Raw genomic sequence first — 13,865 nt, 5'->3', positions numbered from 1 at the left:
TTAATTTAAAGAAGATGGCCAATTGGACATGGCGAGGTCCAAAAATGGCCTAACATAGTGGGCTCGTAGAGCCCCAACCTCCTAACTTCAGGAAAAAATTCAAAGGGAATCTCAAAAAGGGGTTCGGAATTTTTTAATTCCGAACCCCTTTTGTCTACAAACTGAGCAGACATCAAAAATGATGTCTGCTTTTTTTTTGGAGAATATCAAGTAATTGAAGAAGGGCGGTAAATGTAGTGAAGAAAAGCAAAGGCAATAAGAAGGTAAGCCAAAGAGAAGGGAGTAGTGGATGCAGTAGCAGGCCAAAGAAAATGGAGAACAGAAAAAGGTCGAGAATGATGAACACCTTCAAACTGTAGATATCAAGGACTTCATCAGCAAGTTCCCGGTTCTCATTAAAGCTGGCTTTTTTATTATTGGTTTCCATGCAATCACCCTAAACCTTATACAATTATATACTATTGATATATGAAAAGACTGGAAAAATGGTTCTTCTCAAGGTAGAGCTGCGACAAAATTACCATAAAAACATAGAGTTTTTACACTAAGTTAATATGTTATACTAATATAATAGTGTGGGAGGTTCAGAGACTTTAAAATACATAACGATTATGAGAAATGAAGAAAGGGGAGAAGATTGTGAAAAGTAAAAAATGGTTAACTTTACTTGCATTATTTGCCTTTCTCCTCTCAATGCTCTCCTATTCCCTAGCGAAGGATGAAGGAGTAAAATGGCGGAATTTGCCCAAAGATAACCTTTTAAGACAAGCTGAATTTTTTAAGGATAATAAAGAATTACAAAGAATATTTTTATTTCCAGAAGGGGAATACGATGAAAAGGAAGCACTGAAAATTGTAGGAACCATTGATAAATTGCCTCATTCCCTTTTAGTGAAAACTGCTGACAGCGGTGTAAGGATCAAACTCTTTAATGGTTCTTTAACTGAAAATCGATCTGCGGCTAAATTAAAGGGGAAAACGCCGCGTGGTTATTTGAATAAAAAAACAACTTGGGATGATGTGCCTGGGATGGGAGGATCTCATACTGTATTGGTTAAAATCGGAGCGAGCGATAAAGGTAAAGGGCATGGCTCCGTAAATTTGGAACTGCATGAGTTAGGGCATTCCATTGATAATATAGTTTATGGTGGGATTCGTGAAGACATGGATTTCTTGAAGATTTGGGGTAAGGAAGTGAATGGACTGTTCCCTGGACAGTCGTATTTTTCCAATTACCCTGAGGAATACTTTGCAGAAACGTTTGCCATGTTTTACGTGAATTTCGAACAAAACCAATTACTTAAACAAAAAGCACCCGAGACTTATAATTTTATTAAACAATTAGATTAACCATTGGACTATAATACGTTAAAATAAGGAGAATGAAAGAAGAAAAGGTGGTTTATCATGAAGCAATATTTAGATTTATGTAAGCATGTGCTCGAGAATGGCACTCAAAAAGGAGATCGTACGGGAACAGGAACGATCAGTACCTTTGGATATCAAATGAGATTCAATTTAAAAGATGGATTCCCTGTACTTACAACGAAAAAGGTTAGTTTAAAAGCGATTATCCATGAACTATTATGGTTTTTGAAGGGTGATACAAATGTTGGCTACCTTCAGGAAAATAACGTGCGCATTTGGAATGAATGGGCTGATGAAAAGGGAGAATTAGGTCCGATTTATGGCCATCAATGGCGTTCTTGGGGAACGGCTGATGGAAGGCAAATCGACCAAATCAGTGAATTGATTGAACAAATCAAAACGAATCCAAATTCAAGAAGGCTGATAGTGAGTGCTTGGAATGTTGGGGAACTGGACGAAATGGCCTTGCCACCTTGTCATGCATTCTTTCAATTCTATGTGGCTGATGGCAAGCTTTCGTGCCAGCTATATCAACGTTCAGCAGACGTCTTTTTAGGTGTTCCTTTTAATATAGCTTCGTATGCGCTATTAACAATGATGATCGCCCAGGTGTGTGATTTGGAAGTTGGCGAATTTGTACATACTTTTGGGGATGTCCACATCTATTCTAACCACCTTGAACAAGTTGAACTGCAGTTGACACGTGATCCCAAACCATTGCCGATCATGAAAATAAATCCGGAAGTGAAAAATATCTTTGATTTTAGCTTCGAGGACTTCGTTCTGGAAAATTACGAAGCTCATCCCCATATAAAAGGTGAGGTTAGCATATGATATCGTTGATAGTCGCTATGGATCAAAACCGTGTAATCGGGAATAATAATCAACTGCCATGGCATTTACCGGCAGATTTGCAGTATTTTAAAAAAGTGACGATGGGCCATCCAATCATCATGGGCCGAAAAACATTTGAATCAATCGGAAGGGTACTTCCTGGCCGTGAAAATGTCATCGTTACCCGTAATCCGGAGTATAAAGCGGAAGGCTGTTTAGTTTTACATGATACTTTAGAGATCAAAACGTTTGCAGACAACAGTAGGGATGAAGTATTCGTTATTGGCGGAGCCGAAATCTTCAAGGAAATCCTTCCTTATACCGATCGCCTGTATATAACGGAAATCCATGAAACCTTTGAAGGTGATACTTTCTTTCCCGTGATTGATGAAAATGAATGGGATAAAATCTCTTCAAACCCAGGAAGCCTCGATGAAAAAAATCGATATGCACATGATTTTATTATTCTACAAAAAAAATAAACGATAAATCCGATTATGGAAAAATGACCATAATCGGATTTTTTTGTATGGAACGAACAAAAGAAAGAATTTTTAGAAAAATCAATTACATTAATGCCAGTAAAGTGCTATAATGATTGAATCGATTAGGAAGGAAATGAGGTATTGTTATGAATCAGACTGCATCCATGAATAGGGGGATCCAATTGGAAGATATTCTAATTGCCTATAGAGAACTAAAAGAGATCGTTTTACACACTCCTTTACAAAAAAATCAGAGGCTCTCTGAAAAATATGAATGTAATGTATATTTAAAACGCGAGGATCTTCAACATGTACGTTCCTTTAAATTAAGAGGGGCTTACTATAAAATGAAAAGCTTGACCGGGGAAGAGACGAAGAATGGAGTCGTTTGTGCCAGTGCAGGAAACCATGCACAGGGAGTTGCGTTTTCATGCAGTCAATTAGGTATCCACGGGAAGATTTATATGCCTGCTACGACACCAAGGCAAAAAGTCGATCAAGTTCAGCTATTCGGTAGGGATAATGTGGAAATCATCCTGATTGGAGATACATTCGATGATGCATTTGCCAAGGCGATGGAATGCTGTGAAAAAGAAGAACGTTCCTTTATCCATCCATTTGACGATGAAAAGGTAATCGCAGGGCAGGGTACAACGGCCGTAGAAATCCTGAATGATTGTGAAGATGGAATCGACTATGTATTTGCAGCTATCGGCGGTGGCGGTTTAATGGCCGGATTATCAAGTTATTTCAAATCGGTTTCACCAAAAACGAAATGCATTGGAGTGGAGCCGCTTGGTGCTGCTTCGATGAAATACTCCTTTGATGAAGGAAAAGTTTCTGAACTTGAAAGCATAGATACATTTGTTGACGGAGCAGCTGTCAAGTGTGTGGGGCAGATGACATATCAGCTCTGTAAGGAAAACCTGGAAGATATCGTTGTCGTTCCTTCAGGGCAAATCTGCACGACGATTCTCGATTTATATAATCAGCATGCGATTGTCGCTGAGCCGGCAGGGGCTATATCTGTAGCTGCTTTGGATTTGTACAAAGAACAAATCAAAGGCAAAACGGTTGTTTGCATGGTCAGCGGAGGGAATAACGACATTGGGCGCATGCAGGAAATTAAGGAAAAATCCTTATTATATGAAGGACTGCTTTATTATTTTATCGTGAATTTCCCACAACGCGCTGGAGCTTTAAGGGAATTCCTTGATGAGGTGTTAGGACCGAATGACGATATTAGCCGTTTTGAATATACGAAGAAAAACAATAAAGAAAGCGGGCCGGCCCTTGTTGGTGTTGAGCTGAAAGATAAGAATGATTATGAAGGTCTCATTCTAAGAATGAACAAAAAAGGATTCTCTTTCGTTGAAGTCAATAAGGACAGTAATTTATTTCATTTATTGATTTAATCATGGACAAAGTGTTAAATTAGGATAGAATATTTCTTATGTTTTTACATTTTATTCTACCTCCCAGTCGATCCGGGCTTACTGTCGATAATTGTTACCATTCTATGACGAATTGCCAGTGCTCTTTCAATTGGTTGGAAGTGGTATTATAATCGGGGTAGGGATAATTACAACACCAAAGGGGATGTATCCATGTCGAACATTGGAGTACCTGGTCTAATTCTCATCTTAATATTGGCATTAATTATTTTTGGACCGAAGAAACTTCCAGAGATAGGCCGTGCTTTTGGACAGACACTTCGTGAATTTAAAAAATCCACGAGTGACTTAACAAAAGATGATTATGAAGAGGATAAAAAAATACAACAAAAAAATCATGAATGATTGAATGCTGGGCGTAAGATGGAATCGTCTTGCGCCTTTTTGCTGGAACAAAGATACGGATTTTCAGACGAAGGCGTGATCAACTTTGGAAGATAAAGAATTAAATATTATCGATCATCTCGATGAATTGAGAAAACGGCTCATCATTACAGCTGTTGCTTTTGTCATCTTTTTTATTGCCAGTTTTATTTATGTAGAAGAGATTTATAAATGGTTCGTGAAGGATCTAGATTTTGACCTGATGGTATTGGGACCAAGTGATATTATCTGGATTTACTTTATGCTCTCAGGCGTCGTAGCCATTGCAGCAACGATACCGGTAATTGCTCTGCAAATCTGGTTATTCGTTAAACCCGCTTTGATGCCAAATGAAGTGAGGGCGACCCTTGCCTATATTCCAGCGCTTTTCTTGCTTTTTATCGGAGGGCTTGCTTTTGGTTATTTTGTCATCTTCCCGACCATTCTTCACTTTTTGATTGAATTGGGCGATGGGATGTTCATAACCAGTTTTACAGCGGATAAGTACTTTTCATTCGTATTTAATATGACGATACCTTTTGCTATTTTATTTGAGCTTCCTGTTGTTACCATGTTTTTGACCTCCATAGGAATAATTAATCCTTATGTGCTTCAAAAGCTAAGGAAGTATGCTTACTTTGTACTGGTTGTCATTGCGATATCGATAACGCCGCCTGACTTTATGTCAGACTTTATGGTAATGGTTCCACTGCTGTTATTATACGAAATCAGTATTTCATTATCTAAAGTTGTCTATAAACGCAGGGTGAAGCGTGAAAGTTTGCGGGAAGAAGCATTAAACAACGAGGAGGGTTTGTAAAAAAAGACCCTTGAATGCATTTGGCCTGCAGTATCCCGAATAATGGACACTTAAAAAAGATCCCTTATTGGACTTACCCCCTTCAAGTAGACAGTTTAAAAAAGACTAGGTAACCATCGAGATTCGATATTCAATCGGAGCTCGATGGTTCATTCGTTTTTGGAAACGTTTGCGTTATGGAAAGATGTAAATTTTAATTGCTAGAATCTGTTCTTCTTCTATTTGAAAATGATTGAGATAAAACATTTCAGATATAAAATGAGAGCAGAATGATTCGACACAGGCGTTGTCATGGCAGTTTCCTTTGCGAGAGTGGCTGCCGATGGGCACCTGCCTGTTGAAGCCTAGGATGATAAACATGAGATGTGTATTGGAATCCTTAATCTGTTCCGTATACATCTCTTTTTTTGTGGTTCACAAAAAAGCATTCTCTCGTAAGGGTAATTGTCATGCGAGGTAACCTTATTCCTTGTGCTATATGTTAATCTGTTGTATCCGTTCACGAATTTATCGTCCTTTGAAAGACGGAATTGTCTTTGAGTATTTGTTGAATGCCAATTATAGTAGCTGGAGCGATTTAACTGAGCAATGACAATAAGCCAGATTACTTTGAAGGGAGAATGTAGTCCTTCAATAATCTCGTACTTATTCGTCTGAAAAAGGAGCCTCCTGATAGTTGGATACTGCTTTTTTAAGTAAGGCACCTGGGCCTTAGTATTCCAATACTTCTTCCACGCTATCGAATTTTTTTTATGAGAAACCGACCCCTACGGGTTTTTTTTAGCCCTTGTTACCACTGCTATTTCCCGTTGAGTCTAAAAAAACCGTCAGTATCTTGATATTTTCGCACCCAATCCATTAACTGCGTTTTTACTTTTAGGCTCTTTTCGTAAAGATTGTTGTTTTTAAAACGAAACTATTTAAGGGTGATTGGAGCGGAAGTGCGAGACTCCGGGAGCAGCGGGACAGGTGAGACCCCACAGGCGTTTACGCCGAGGAGGCTCACCGCCCGCCCTGCGGAAAGCGAGCATCTGGAGGGCAAATCAACCACAACTCACTACCTGGTAAATAGCAACAAAGTATGTGAAAACAGCCTACTTTTAAGATCATATTTCCTTCAATAGCAGATTGGCTGCCCCAATTATTTATATAACTTTGGACAACCTGGAACTTGAATTCCTTGGAATAAGTTAAAATTCATCCCCCTTTTTTAGCCATAATAAAGTCCCCTCCAAGTAATAGTGTAACATCCATGTTTTTTCATGGACTTTTTACACTTTCAACTTTAAGGGGATAATATCACTTATGGGTCCTTTTTTTAATCGATGTCAAGCTTGATTTGTCTGTTTTTTACACATTTGAATATTTATATTTTTGAATTTATTGTGTATAATGTAAGCAATCGGTTAAAAATGAGGATTGATATATTGATGTTCAAATGCTTGGAATTCAAAGATTGTTTTGGACATAAGGTCACCATTTCAGAAATACCTGTCTTACTGCCTAGTGATCCGAATTTTTTTATGTTGACCGTGCGTTTGGAAGTATTTGTAAAGAAAGTTTTTGCTAATAAAGATCATAAAGAAAATTACTCATTTAAGCATTACTTAGCATCCGTACTCAAATGGCCCGTTTATAACAAGATTTTCTTTGGGGGCTTACTCAATAATGCGTGATGCGGACTGACCCATAGCTAACTTCTCCGATAAAAGAGTACCACGAATGCCGTGTTAATCGGCATGCGTTCGGGTTAGCTCATGGGTCGGTTTTTTTTTGTGATCATTTCAATAGATGAGTATTCTCTCACTTGAAAAAGATAACATTTGGTTTGAATGCTTACCTTTAATAGGTATAATACAATAGATATGTTAATTAGGGATGTGTAATCATGAATAAAGTAAAAATAGTAACAGACTCAACAGTTGATATGACACCGGAAGAACTAGAATATTATGATATAACAATGGTTCCTTTATCGATCTATATAGATGGGGAAACTTTTTTGGATAAGGTTGAAATAGAACAAGAAGAATTCCTGAAAAGGATGAACCGATCAAAAGAACTTCCAAAAAGCTCACAACCAGCCGCAGGTACCTTTGTGGAGGTATATAATGAACTTGGAAAAGACGGCAGTGAGATTATTTCCATTCATATGACAGGTGGCATGAGCGGCACTGTACGCTCAGCGGAAAGTGCAGCAAGCATGTCTGAATCGAAGGTTACCGTTTTTGACTCGAAATTCATTTCAAAAGCAATGTCATTCCAGGTGATCGAGGCAGCGAAGATGGCGAAGGAAGGGAAATCCGTAGCAGAGATAATCGATCGCTTGAAACACATTAAAAAGCAGTCAAGTTTAATCATTGTCATAGAAACACTTGATAACCTCGTTAAAGGCGGAAGGATTGGCAAAGTTTCTGCATTTATCGGTTCACTGCTGCACATAAAGCCGATTGCACTTCTGGACGATGGTGTCCTGAATCCTGTATCCAAAGCCAGGAGCCAGTCACAGGTAGTGAAGTTCATCATTAAGAAATTCAAAGAAGATACACAAGGCAAAAAAATTAGCGGCATTGGTTTTGTACATGCAAATGGTTTTGAAATCGCAGATAAAGTCCGCCAGGCCATTGCAGATTTAACAGGGTATCAAGACATAAAGATAGAAGCAACCACTGCCGTTGTCAGTACCCATACAGGTGAAGGCGCCATGGCAATCATGTATTATTGGGACTGATAAGGATAAATCTGCATGAAATTGCGTACTGGAGATGTCTTTCATTTGTAAAATTGTCTTAAATTCGTAAAAGTGTTGCTGTCCTCATTCCTATTGGTCTGTTAGAATAAATAAAGTAACAGAATATTTTATACATAAAGGACGGGGTAGGGATGAGAAAGCTGCGTTTGCGTATGGCAGCTATGGGGGCATCAATTTTATTGCTGTTGACAGCATGCGGTTCCAATGGTGTACCTGATGCCAAAAATTGGGATCTTGAGGATTTTAGTTACATTGATCAGAAAGGTAAAGCTTTTTCAAAAAGTGATCTAAAAGGTAAGGTTTGGGTTGCGGATTTTATATTCACCAGCTGCAAGACGGTCTGTCTGCCCATGACTTCCAATATGACGAAACTGCAGCAGCAATTGAAGGATGAGGGTATATCTGATGTTGAGTTCGTTTCATTTTCTGTCGACCCGGAGATTGACAAGCCTGATGTTTTAAAAAAGTATGGTGACCAATTTAATGTCGATTACAGCAATTGGCATTTTCTAACCGGTTATGGTCAGGAAGAAATCGAGCAGTTTGCACGGGATAACTTTAAACTAATCGTCAAAAAACCAGAGACGGGAGATCAGGTGATTCATGGGACCAGCTTTTTTCTAATTGATCAAAAAGGAAAGATCATGAAGGATTATACAGGTCTGCAGGATATTCCCTTTGATGAAATTATTAAGCATATTAAAATTTTACAGAATTATTGAACAGGTTAAATGACCTGTTCTTTCTGTTTTCATCTATTCATACGGATTTCTGGTAGGACCCATTAACGCTGGTGAAAATGAGGTAAGTGGTTTTGAAGAATCAGGAGAAGTGAAGAATGATTTTACATGCTCAGTACATGCTAAATTTTATAGGACTAGCTTTTATTCCTTGCATTTTTCATATTGTATAGTAAGGAATGCTCAAGTAAGGTATATTGTTTGCAATTATTCGTTTTCTTCATGATATAATACATGGGTAGGAAGGTGAGGGTCATGAGGTACAGAATCACCTGTCTTTTCATATGCCTAGTTTGGATTTCAGGCTGCGGCCAAAGTGAAACGGCCTCAAATCAGCCAACTATTCAGCAGAAAAGCAGAGTTGAGCTGAGTAAAAAGGAAACAATTCCTGCCAGCTTTTTTCCGGACCCTGTGAAAATCGTATCGATAGGCGATTCCTTGACTCAAGGTGTCGGTGATAGTAAAGATAATGGCGGGTATCTGCCTTATTTACAAAATAAGCTGGTAAAAGAACCATCGATTACTTCCGTTGAGATGATTAATCATGGCATACGTGGAAATAGGACCGACCAACTATTGAAAAGACTGGATAAAGCTAGGATTAAAGAAGACATAAAACAAGCTGACTCGATTGTTGTCACGATCGGTGGAAATGATATCATGAAGGTCTTTAAACAGAATTTCTCCAATTTGGAACTGAATCAGTTTGATTCGGCTAAATTAGGGTATGAAAAAAGATTGAGGCAAATACTCGATAAGGTCCGTTCCGAAAATGATCATGCCCAAATTTACCTGGTGGGCGTATATAATCCCTTTTCCAAATGGTTCGCAGATTTTTATGAACTTGATATGATCATGAATGATTGGAATGAAAGCGGGAAAGAGATTATTGAAGAATATGATTCAGCCTATTTTATTGAAATAGCAGATATTTTCAAGGATTCCAAAGAGGATTTGCTTTATGATGAGGATTATTTTCATCCAAATGACCGCGGATATGAATTAATCGCGACAAGAATCTACAATGATATGGATATTACCACTATCGGAAAGGACACATTGGAAGCGAGTGCCAAAGGAGATGATGACCAAGAATGACAAATATCAAATGGAAGACTATGTTTATTTCCCTATTAGCTTTAAACATCCTGGTCATCGTGTTTGTTTTGATCTTAGTTAATTTGCCGACTAAAGATAAAGAACTGATACCAAAAGTAAGCCACGAAGAAGATATCCAATTTCAAATTCACACGAATCGGGAAGATCTGACAAGATTAATTAACCAGTATCTTGATAAGGAAGGCCTGACGGGATCCATTCATTACGAAGTATATTTAACAGATGAAGTCGAGTTATACGGTACAATGCCATTTTTCAATCGTGAAGTGGAAATGAAATTGACTTTTGAACCAATCGCCCAAAAAAATGGGGATTTGATCTTAAAGCAAAAATCAATTGCCATCGGACAAATGAACCTACCTGTTTCATATGTAATGAATATAATAAATGAGCGTTATAACATGCCGGATTGGGTAAGCATCAACCCAAATGACAAAAGTATTTATGTCTCATTACAGGATATGGAATTGAAAAGTGACATTAGGGTCAAGGCGAAAAAATTCGATCTTAAAAATGACGACATTTCATTTTTATTGACCATCCCATCATCATTACAGTGATAGGGAGTAAATGAATAAAAAACCAGGATCAATTCATCCTGGTTTTTTATTCATTTATGGAGAGAGTGTTACGGTTTCCAGCGTGGATGGTTCCCGATTCAATCCGATTAAATAAATGGTTGAGGGAGTATTTTTGTAGAAACTATTATTTGGTAAATGAAGCGCAACCTCTTTTGTCCCAGCTTTCCTCACTTCAAAGTCGACTATCATGGGATGTAAATTAAGATATTCGCTTGCTTTCCTGAAATGGAGATTTTCAAAAACGACATCACCATCTTTGACGGCAATATCTACCGACGGTAAATCATCTGAAAGGTGGATGAATCGAACCTTGGCTTCATTTTGAGGAACAAACGGATGATCTTCGAAAGTTAACATATTCAACGACCCGTTAGCCCAGGTAGCGGCTACAGTATAGGACCTCCCGCTTTCAAGCGTCACTTTACGGCTCAAAATTGAGGTGCCTTGCCCGCTGCGGTATATATCCAATTGGTAATTGCCAGGGGGGAATGTCGAATAATCATTGTTCTCTTTAAATGAGAAATTTTTAAGAATACGCATTTCATTTAAATAAACATCAAACGATGGAGCTGTTGGGGCAGCATGAATAATGCGAACTTGTGCAGGCAGTATGACATTCATTTGTTCAAATCTCAATTGTTGTGTTTCTTTTTTGAGACTTTTCAAATGCTTATGGTAATAATAATCATGCAAATGCGGATTGCTGTATTTATAATAAGACGATAGTAAATCATAAGTTATCGCTTTTTGTAAATATGATTGTTTATCGCTCATTTCTTACACCTCTCATTTTTCCATAATGATCTCATCATATGGTGATATGCTTGGACGTGTGTCTGGACCATTTTCGTTATTAGGGACTTATCGGCATATTATTTTACAGGGCAAAATAAAAGCGTTAAAATGCATTCAATGGTTTGTTTGTAAAAAAGGGGGATTTTCATTTGACAAAGCAATTTGGGAAAGCTACATTCGCAGGTGGATGTTTTTGGTGCATGGTGAAACCGTTCGATGAGCAGCCTGGCATCGAATCCGTTATCTCGGGTTATACGGGCGGGACTACGGAAAATCCTACTTACAAAGAAGTTTGTTCTGAAACCACGGGACATTATGAGGCTGTTCAGATCACCTTTGATCCAAGCGTATATCCATATGAAAAAATAATCGAGATGTTTTGGCAGCAAATTGACCCGACAGATGCTGGAGGGCAGTTTCATGACCGGGGAAGTTCTTATCAAACGGCCATTTTTTATCATGACGAAAACCAACGTAAAATTGCTGAAGGATCCAAAGCTAAGCTGCAGGCGAGCGGGAAATTTTCCAAACCGATTGTAACGCCGATAATACCAGCTCAAGCGTTTTATCCAGCCGAGACATATCACCAGCATTATTATAAAAAGCAACCTGAGCATTATGAAAGATATTCGATTGGCTCAGGCCGAAAAGCATTTATAAAACATCACTGGGGGGAAAAAAATGAAAAGTAAAGAAGAATTAAAACAGAAACTTTCAGCGATTCAATTTGAGGTAACGCAAAATAATGGTACGGAACCAGCATTTAACAATGAATATTGGAACTTGAAGGAGGAAGGGTTATATGTGGACATCGTTTCAGGTAAACCTCTTTTCACTTCAAAGGAAAAGTTTGATTCAGGCTGCGGTTGGCCAAGCTTTACTAAACCGCTAAAGGAAGAGGAAGTGGTGGAAAACCTCGATACGAGTTACGGTATGAGAAGAATCGAGGTCCGCTCAAAAACTGCCGATTCTCATCTTGGTCATGTTTTCAATGATGGACCGGGACCATCGGGATTACGCTATTGCATCAATTCTGCCTCATTGAAGTTCATCCCGCTCCAAGATCTGGAAAAAGAAGGACTCGGAGAATACAAAAAGCTTTTTGATTGAATGGAACCCCCCTACCTGATAATGATAGGGGGGGCTTTATTATTGGATAGGATTCAATCGGTGATGATCGATGCGATCCGGACATATGGAATGATGGTAAGATCCATTGCTTTAGTTCTGCCAGTCACCTCAAAACGGACCTTATGTGAACCGGGAGGAAGCCCATTTGTGACAAATAAATATCTTTCACGGGCAAACGGCCACCACGTATTCAAAGTCGTGGTTTCATTTCCATCGATCCATACTTTAACTTCCCCGCCATCGGGACTCCTGAGCAGCTTCACTCCAAGCATACTTCCATTGAAGTTATATTCAATCACACTGCCCTTTTCACTACTAGTAAAATAGCCGCCCCTTGGACGGAAACCGTTCATTTTTTCATAGTGGTCAATCTCCGATAATTTAATATCAGAATGGGCATGAAGCTTAGATGGAAGGGCTGCAACAGTCTTCCCACGTTTTATATTATCCAGGAAGCGTTCATAAATTGCATTAGCATAAAATTGATAACCCAGCCCATTTGGGTGAATCAGATCTCTGGTCAATTGCTTTTCCGTATATCCTGAATCTTTGAATATTGGACGCATATCCACATTAGTTGCACCATAATGTTTGGATAAAAGTCCGATGGCTGATGCAAATTCCTCATATTTCAAGGAACTCTCTGTTATTGTGAACAATTCAGCATTAGGGTTGAGACGTTTTGCCTTTCTCATTAAAGCTTCATATGTCATGGTAAAATCATCGACATTCATATATTTGCGGTCATTTTCACCGAAAATGAAGAATATCAAATCTTTATGATCATGCTGCCTTCTTTGGGAAAGCTTAAATAGACCTTCAAAAGCAGTGGATCCGCTTTGGACAACGTACTCTCCGTGTAAAGGAATATCATTGGTTTTGATCATCATATTTTCTAACTGTTTGAACCATGTTAGATTAGGATTTTCAGCTCCTGACCCTCTTCCGATACTGTCACCAATAACGAGATACTGAATGGGCTGGCCTGATTGGAATTTTTGATAAACATTTACTGAATCATCTGATCCATATGTTTTAGGAGCTTTTTGAAGGACATAGCAGATGAGAAGGATCGTGGCGATTGCAGCGAAAGGGATGAAGGATTTTGCGTTCTTTTTCAAAATTATGTTCCCCCGTATTAACCTTTTATGTATCTATATAGGAATGAGATAGCTTAAAGAGGCTAAGAAGTGTTTTTTCCTTATTATATCCCAATTTTAACACAATAAATATAAAACGTTTTTTTGACATTTTTTATGTTGCTCTTTGTGGTTCGCCTATTGTATGTATAACGGTTCTGAAGGTGTTGATTCGAGAAGTTTTTTCTTAAATTCAAAAAAATAGGCAAATGCACAGACCGAGGCGGGCGTAATGACATATGGTAAGGTGTAAAGAGAAATCAGAATTCTAAAAGGAGTGGAAC

The 13,865-nt window shown here is 38.4% G+C and carries 16 protein-coding genes; 13 read left to right on the top strand and 3 right to left on the bottom strand.

From position 1 onward, the window contains the following. Positions 1 to 172 precede the first annotated feature (172 nt). Positions 173 to 427: a hypothetical protein gene (locus SB775_RS06765; RefSeq protein ID WP_410860962.1), complete on the bottom strand. Its 255-nt coding sequence runs from the start codon at positions 425 to 427 to the stop codon at positions 173 to 175. 212 nt (positions 428 to 639) lie between these two features. Between SB775_RS06765 and SB775_RS06760 the strand changes: the two genes are divergently transcribed. The 11 genes from SB775_RS06760 (at position 640) to SB775_RS06710 (ending at position 10,495) form a co-directional block, all read left to right on the top strand. Next, entirely contained in the window at positions 640 to 1,350 is a 711-nt protein-coding gene (locus tag SB775_RS06760) for an anthrax toxin lethal factor-related metalloendopeptidase (RefSeq protein ID WP_250211673.1), read from the top strand. Between the two features lie 57 nt (positions 1,351 to 1,407). Further along, positions 1,408 to 2,202 carry a thymidylate synthase gene (locus SB775_RS06755; protein ID WP_061463631.1) on the top strand — a complete coding sequence of 265 codons (795 nt, stop codon included), beginning with the start codon at positions 1,408 to 1,410 and terminating at the stop codon, positions 2,200 to 2,202. Beyond that, the gene (locus tag SB775_RS06750; protein WP_061463629.1) at positions 2,199 to 2,684 is read left to right on the top strand and encodes a dihydrofolate reductase; all 486 of its coding nucleotides are present in this window, start codon (positions 2,199 to 2,201) and stop codon (positions 2,682 to 2,684) included. The genes SB775_RS06755 and SB775_RS06750 overlap by 4 nt, the downstream gene beginning before the upstream one ends. A 149-nt stretch (positions 2,685 to 2,833) precedes the next feature. Further along, entirely contained in the window at positions 2,834 to 4,102 is a 1,269-nt protein-coding gene (ilvA, locus tag SB775_RS06745) for a threonine ammonia-lyase IlvA (protein WP_089364058.1), read from the top strand. Between the two features lie 192 nt (positions 4,103 to 4,294). Beyond that, positions 4,295 to 4,486 (top strand): twin-arginine translocase TatA/TatE family subunit, encoded by a 192-nt coding sequence (locus tag SB775_RS06740; protein WP_061463624.1) that lies wholly within the window; start codon positions 4,295 to 4,297, stop codon positions 4,484 to 4,486. An 85-nt stretch (positions 4,487 to 4,571) separates the two neighbouring features. After that, on the top strand, positions 4,572 to 5,324 hold the full coding sequence (gene tatC / locus SB775_RS06735) for a twin-arginine translocase subunit TatC (RefSeq protein ID WP_061463622.1): 753 nt from the start codon (positions 4,572 to 4,574) through the stop codon (positions 5,322 to 5,324). A 1,325-nt stretch (positions 5,325 to 6,649) separates the two neighbouring features. Beyond that, complete coding sequence (locus SB775_RS06730; RefSeq protein WP_410860960.1) at positions 6,650 to 7,000, top strand: DUF2535 family protein; 351 nt, start codon at positions 6,650 to 6,652, stop codon at positions 6,998 to 7,000. Between the two features lie 212 nt (positions 7,001 to 7,212). Next, positions 7,213 to 8,055 carry a DegV family protein gene (locus tag SB775_RS06725; RefSeq protein ID WP_061463620.1) on the top strand — a complete coding sequence of 281 codons (843 nt, stop codon included), beginning with the start codon at positions 7,213 to 7,215 and terminating at the stop codon, positions 8,053 to 8,055. Positions 8,056 to 8,207: 152 nt separating this feature from the next. Then, the gene (locus tag SB775_RS06720; protein WP_061463618.1) at positions 8,208 to 8,798 is read left to right on the top strand and encodes an SCO family protein; all 591 of its coding nucleotides are present in this window, start codon (positions 8,208 to 8,210) and stop codon (positions 8,796 to 8,798) included. Between the two features lie 273 nt (positions 8,799 to 9,071). Further along, positions 9,072 to 9,914 (top strand): SGNH/GDSL hydrolase family protein, encoded by an 843-nt coding sequence (locus SB775_RS06715; RefSeq protein WP_061463616.1) that lies wholly within the window; start codon positions 9,072 to 9,074, stop codon positions 9,912 to 9,914. Beyond that, entirely contained in the window at positions 9,911 to 10,495 is a 585-nt protein-coding gene (locus SB775_RS06710) for a YpmS family protein (RefSeq protein WP_061463612.1), read from the top strand. The genes SB775_RS06715 and SB775_RS06710 overlap by 4 nt, the downstream gene beginning before the upstream one ends. A gap of 54 nt (positions 10,496 to 10,549) precedes the next feature. Here SB775_RS06710 and SB775_RS06705 read toward each other — a convergent pair whose 3' ends face one another. Beyond that, on the bottom strand, positions 10,550 to 11,290 hold the full coding sequence (locus SB775_RS06705) for a DUF4397 domain-containing protein (protein ID WP_410860959.1): 741 nt from the start codon (positions 11,288 to 11,290) through the stop codon (positions 10,550 to 10,552). 221 nt (positions 11,291 to 11,511) lie between these two features. Here SB775_RS06705 and msrA point away from each other — a divergent pair, with 221 nt between their 5' ends. Together msrA and msrB are read left to right on the top strand one after the other, a co-directional pair. Continuing rightward, positions 11,512 to 12,003, top strand: a complete 492-nt coding sequence (msrA, locus tag SB775_RS06700) for a peptide-methionine (S)-S-oxide reductase MsrA (RefSeq protein WP_410860975.1) — start codon at positions 11,512 to 11,514, stop codon at positions 12,001 to 12,003. After that, positions 11,993 to 12,421, top strand: a complete 429-nt coding sequence (gene msrB, locus SB775_RS06695; protein WP_410860958.1) for a peptide-methionine (R)-S-oxide reductase MsrB — start codon at positions 11,993 to 11,995, stop codon at positions 12,419 to 12,421. The genes msrA and msrB overlap by 11 nt, the downstream gene beginning before the upstream one ends. Positions 12,422 to 12,474: 53 nt before the next feature. Here the strand turns inward: msrB and SB775_RS06690 are convergent, their stop codons facing one another. Then, entirely contained in the window at positions 12,475 to 13,563 is a 1,089-nt protein-coding gene (locus SB775_RS06690; protein ID WP_176431996.1) for an SGNH/GDSL hydrolase family protein, read from the bottom strand. Positions 13,564 to 13,865: the final 302 nt, after the last annotated feature.

The organism is Peribacillus sp. SIMBA_075 (assembly GCF_046534585.1).
This window is presented reverse-complemented; position numbering and strand designations above follow the sequence as displayed.

Bases quoted from the DNA above. Each gene is read 5' to 3' on its own strand.
- SB775_RS06715 (WP_061463616.1), top strand. From the start codon at position 9,072: ATGAGGTACAGAATCACCTGTCTTTTCATATGCCTAGTTTGGATTTCA.
- SB775_RS06740 (WP_061463624.1), top strand. From the start codon at position 4,295: ATGTCGAACATTGGAGTACCTGGTCTAATTCTCATCTTAATATTGGCA.
- SB775_RS06710 (WP_061463612.1), top strand. From the start codon at position 9,911: ATGACAAATATCAAATGGAAGACTATGTTTATTTCCCTATTAGCTTTA.
- msrA (WP_410860975.1), top strand. From the start codon at position 11,512: ATGGTGAAACCGTTCGATGAGCAGCCTGGCATCGAATCCGTTATCTCG.
- ilvA (WP_089364058.1), top strand. From the start codon at position 2,834: ATGAATCAGACTGCATCCATGAATAGGGGGATCCAATTGGAAGATATT.
- SB775_RS06720 (WP_061463618.1), top strand. From the start codon at position 8,208: ATGAGAAAGCTGCGTTTGCGTATGGCAGCTATGGGGGCATCAATTTTA.
- msrB (WP_410860958.1), top strand. From the start codon at position 11,993: ATGAAAAGTAAAGAAGAATTAAAACAGAAACTTTCAGCGATTCAATTT.
- SB775_RS06755 (WP_061463631.1), top strand. From the start codon at position 1,408: ATGAAGCAATATTTAGATTTATGTAAGCATGTGCTCGAGAATGGCACT.
- SB775_RS06750 (WP_061463629.1), top strand. From the start codon at position 2,199: ATGATATCGTTGATAGTCGCTATGGATCAAAACCGTGTAATCGGGAAT.
- SB775_RS06765 (WP_410860962.1), bottom strand. From the start codon at position 427: ATGGAAACCAATAATAAAAAAGCCAGCTTTAATGAGAACCGGGAACTT.
- SB775_RS06725 (WP_061463620.1), top strand. From the start codon at position 7,213: ATGAATAAAGTAAAAATAGTAACAGACTCAACAGTTGATATGACACCG.
- SB775_RS06705 (WP_410860959.1), bottom strand. From the start codon at position 11,290: ATGAGCGATAAACAATCATATTTACAAAAAGCGATAACTTATGATTTA.
- SB775_RS06730 (WP_410860960.1), top strand. From the start codon at position 6,650: ATGTCAAGCTTGATTTGTCTGTTTTTTACACATTTGAATATTTATATT.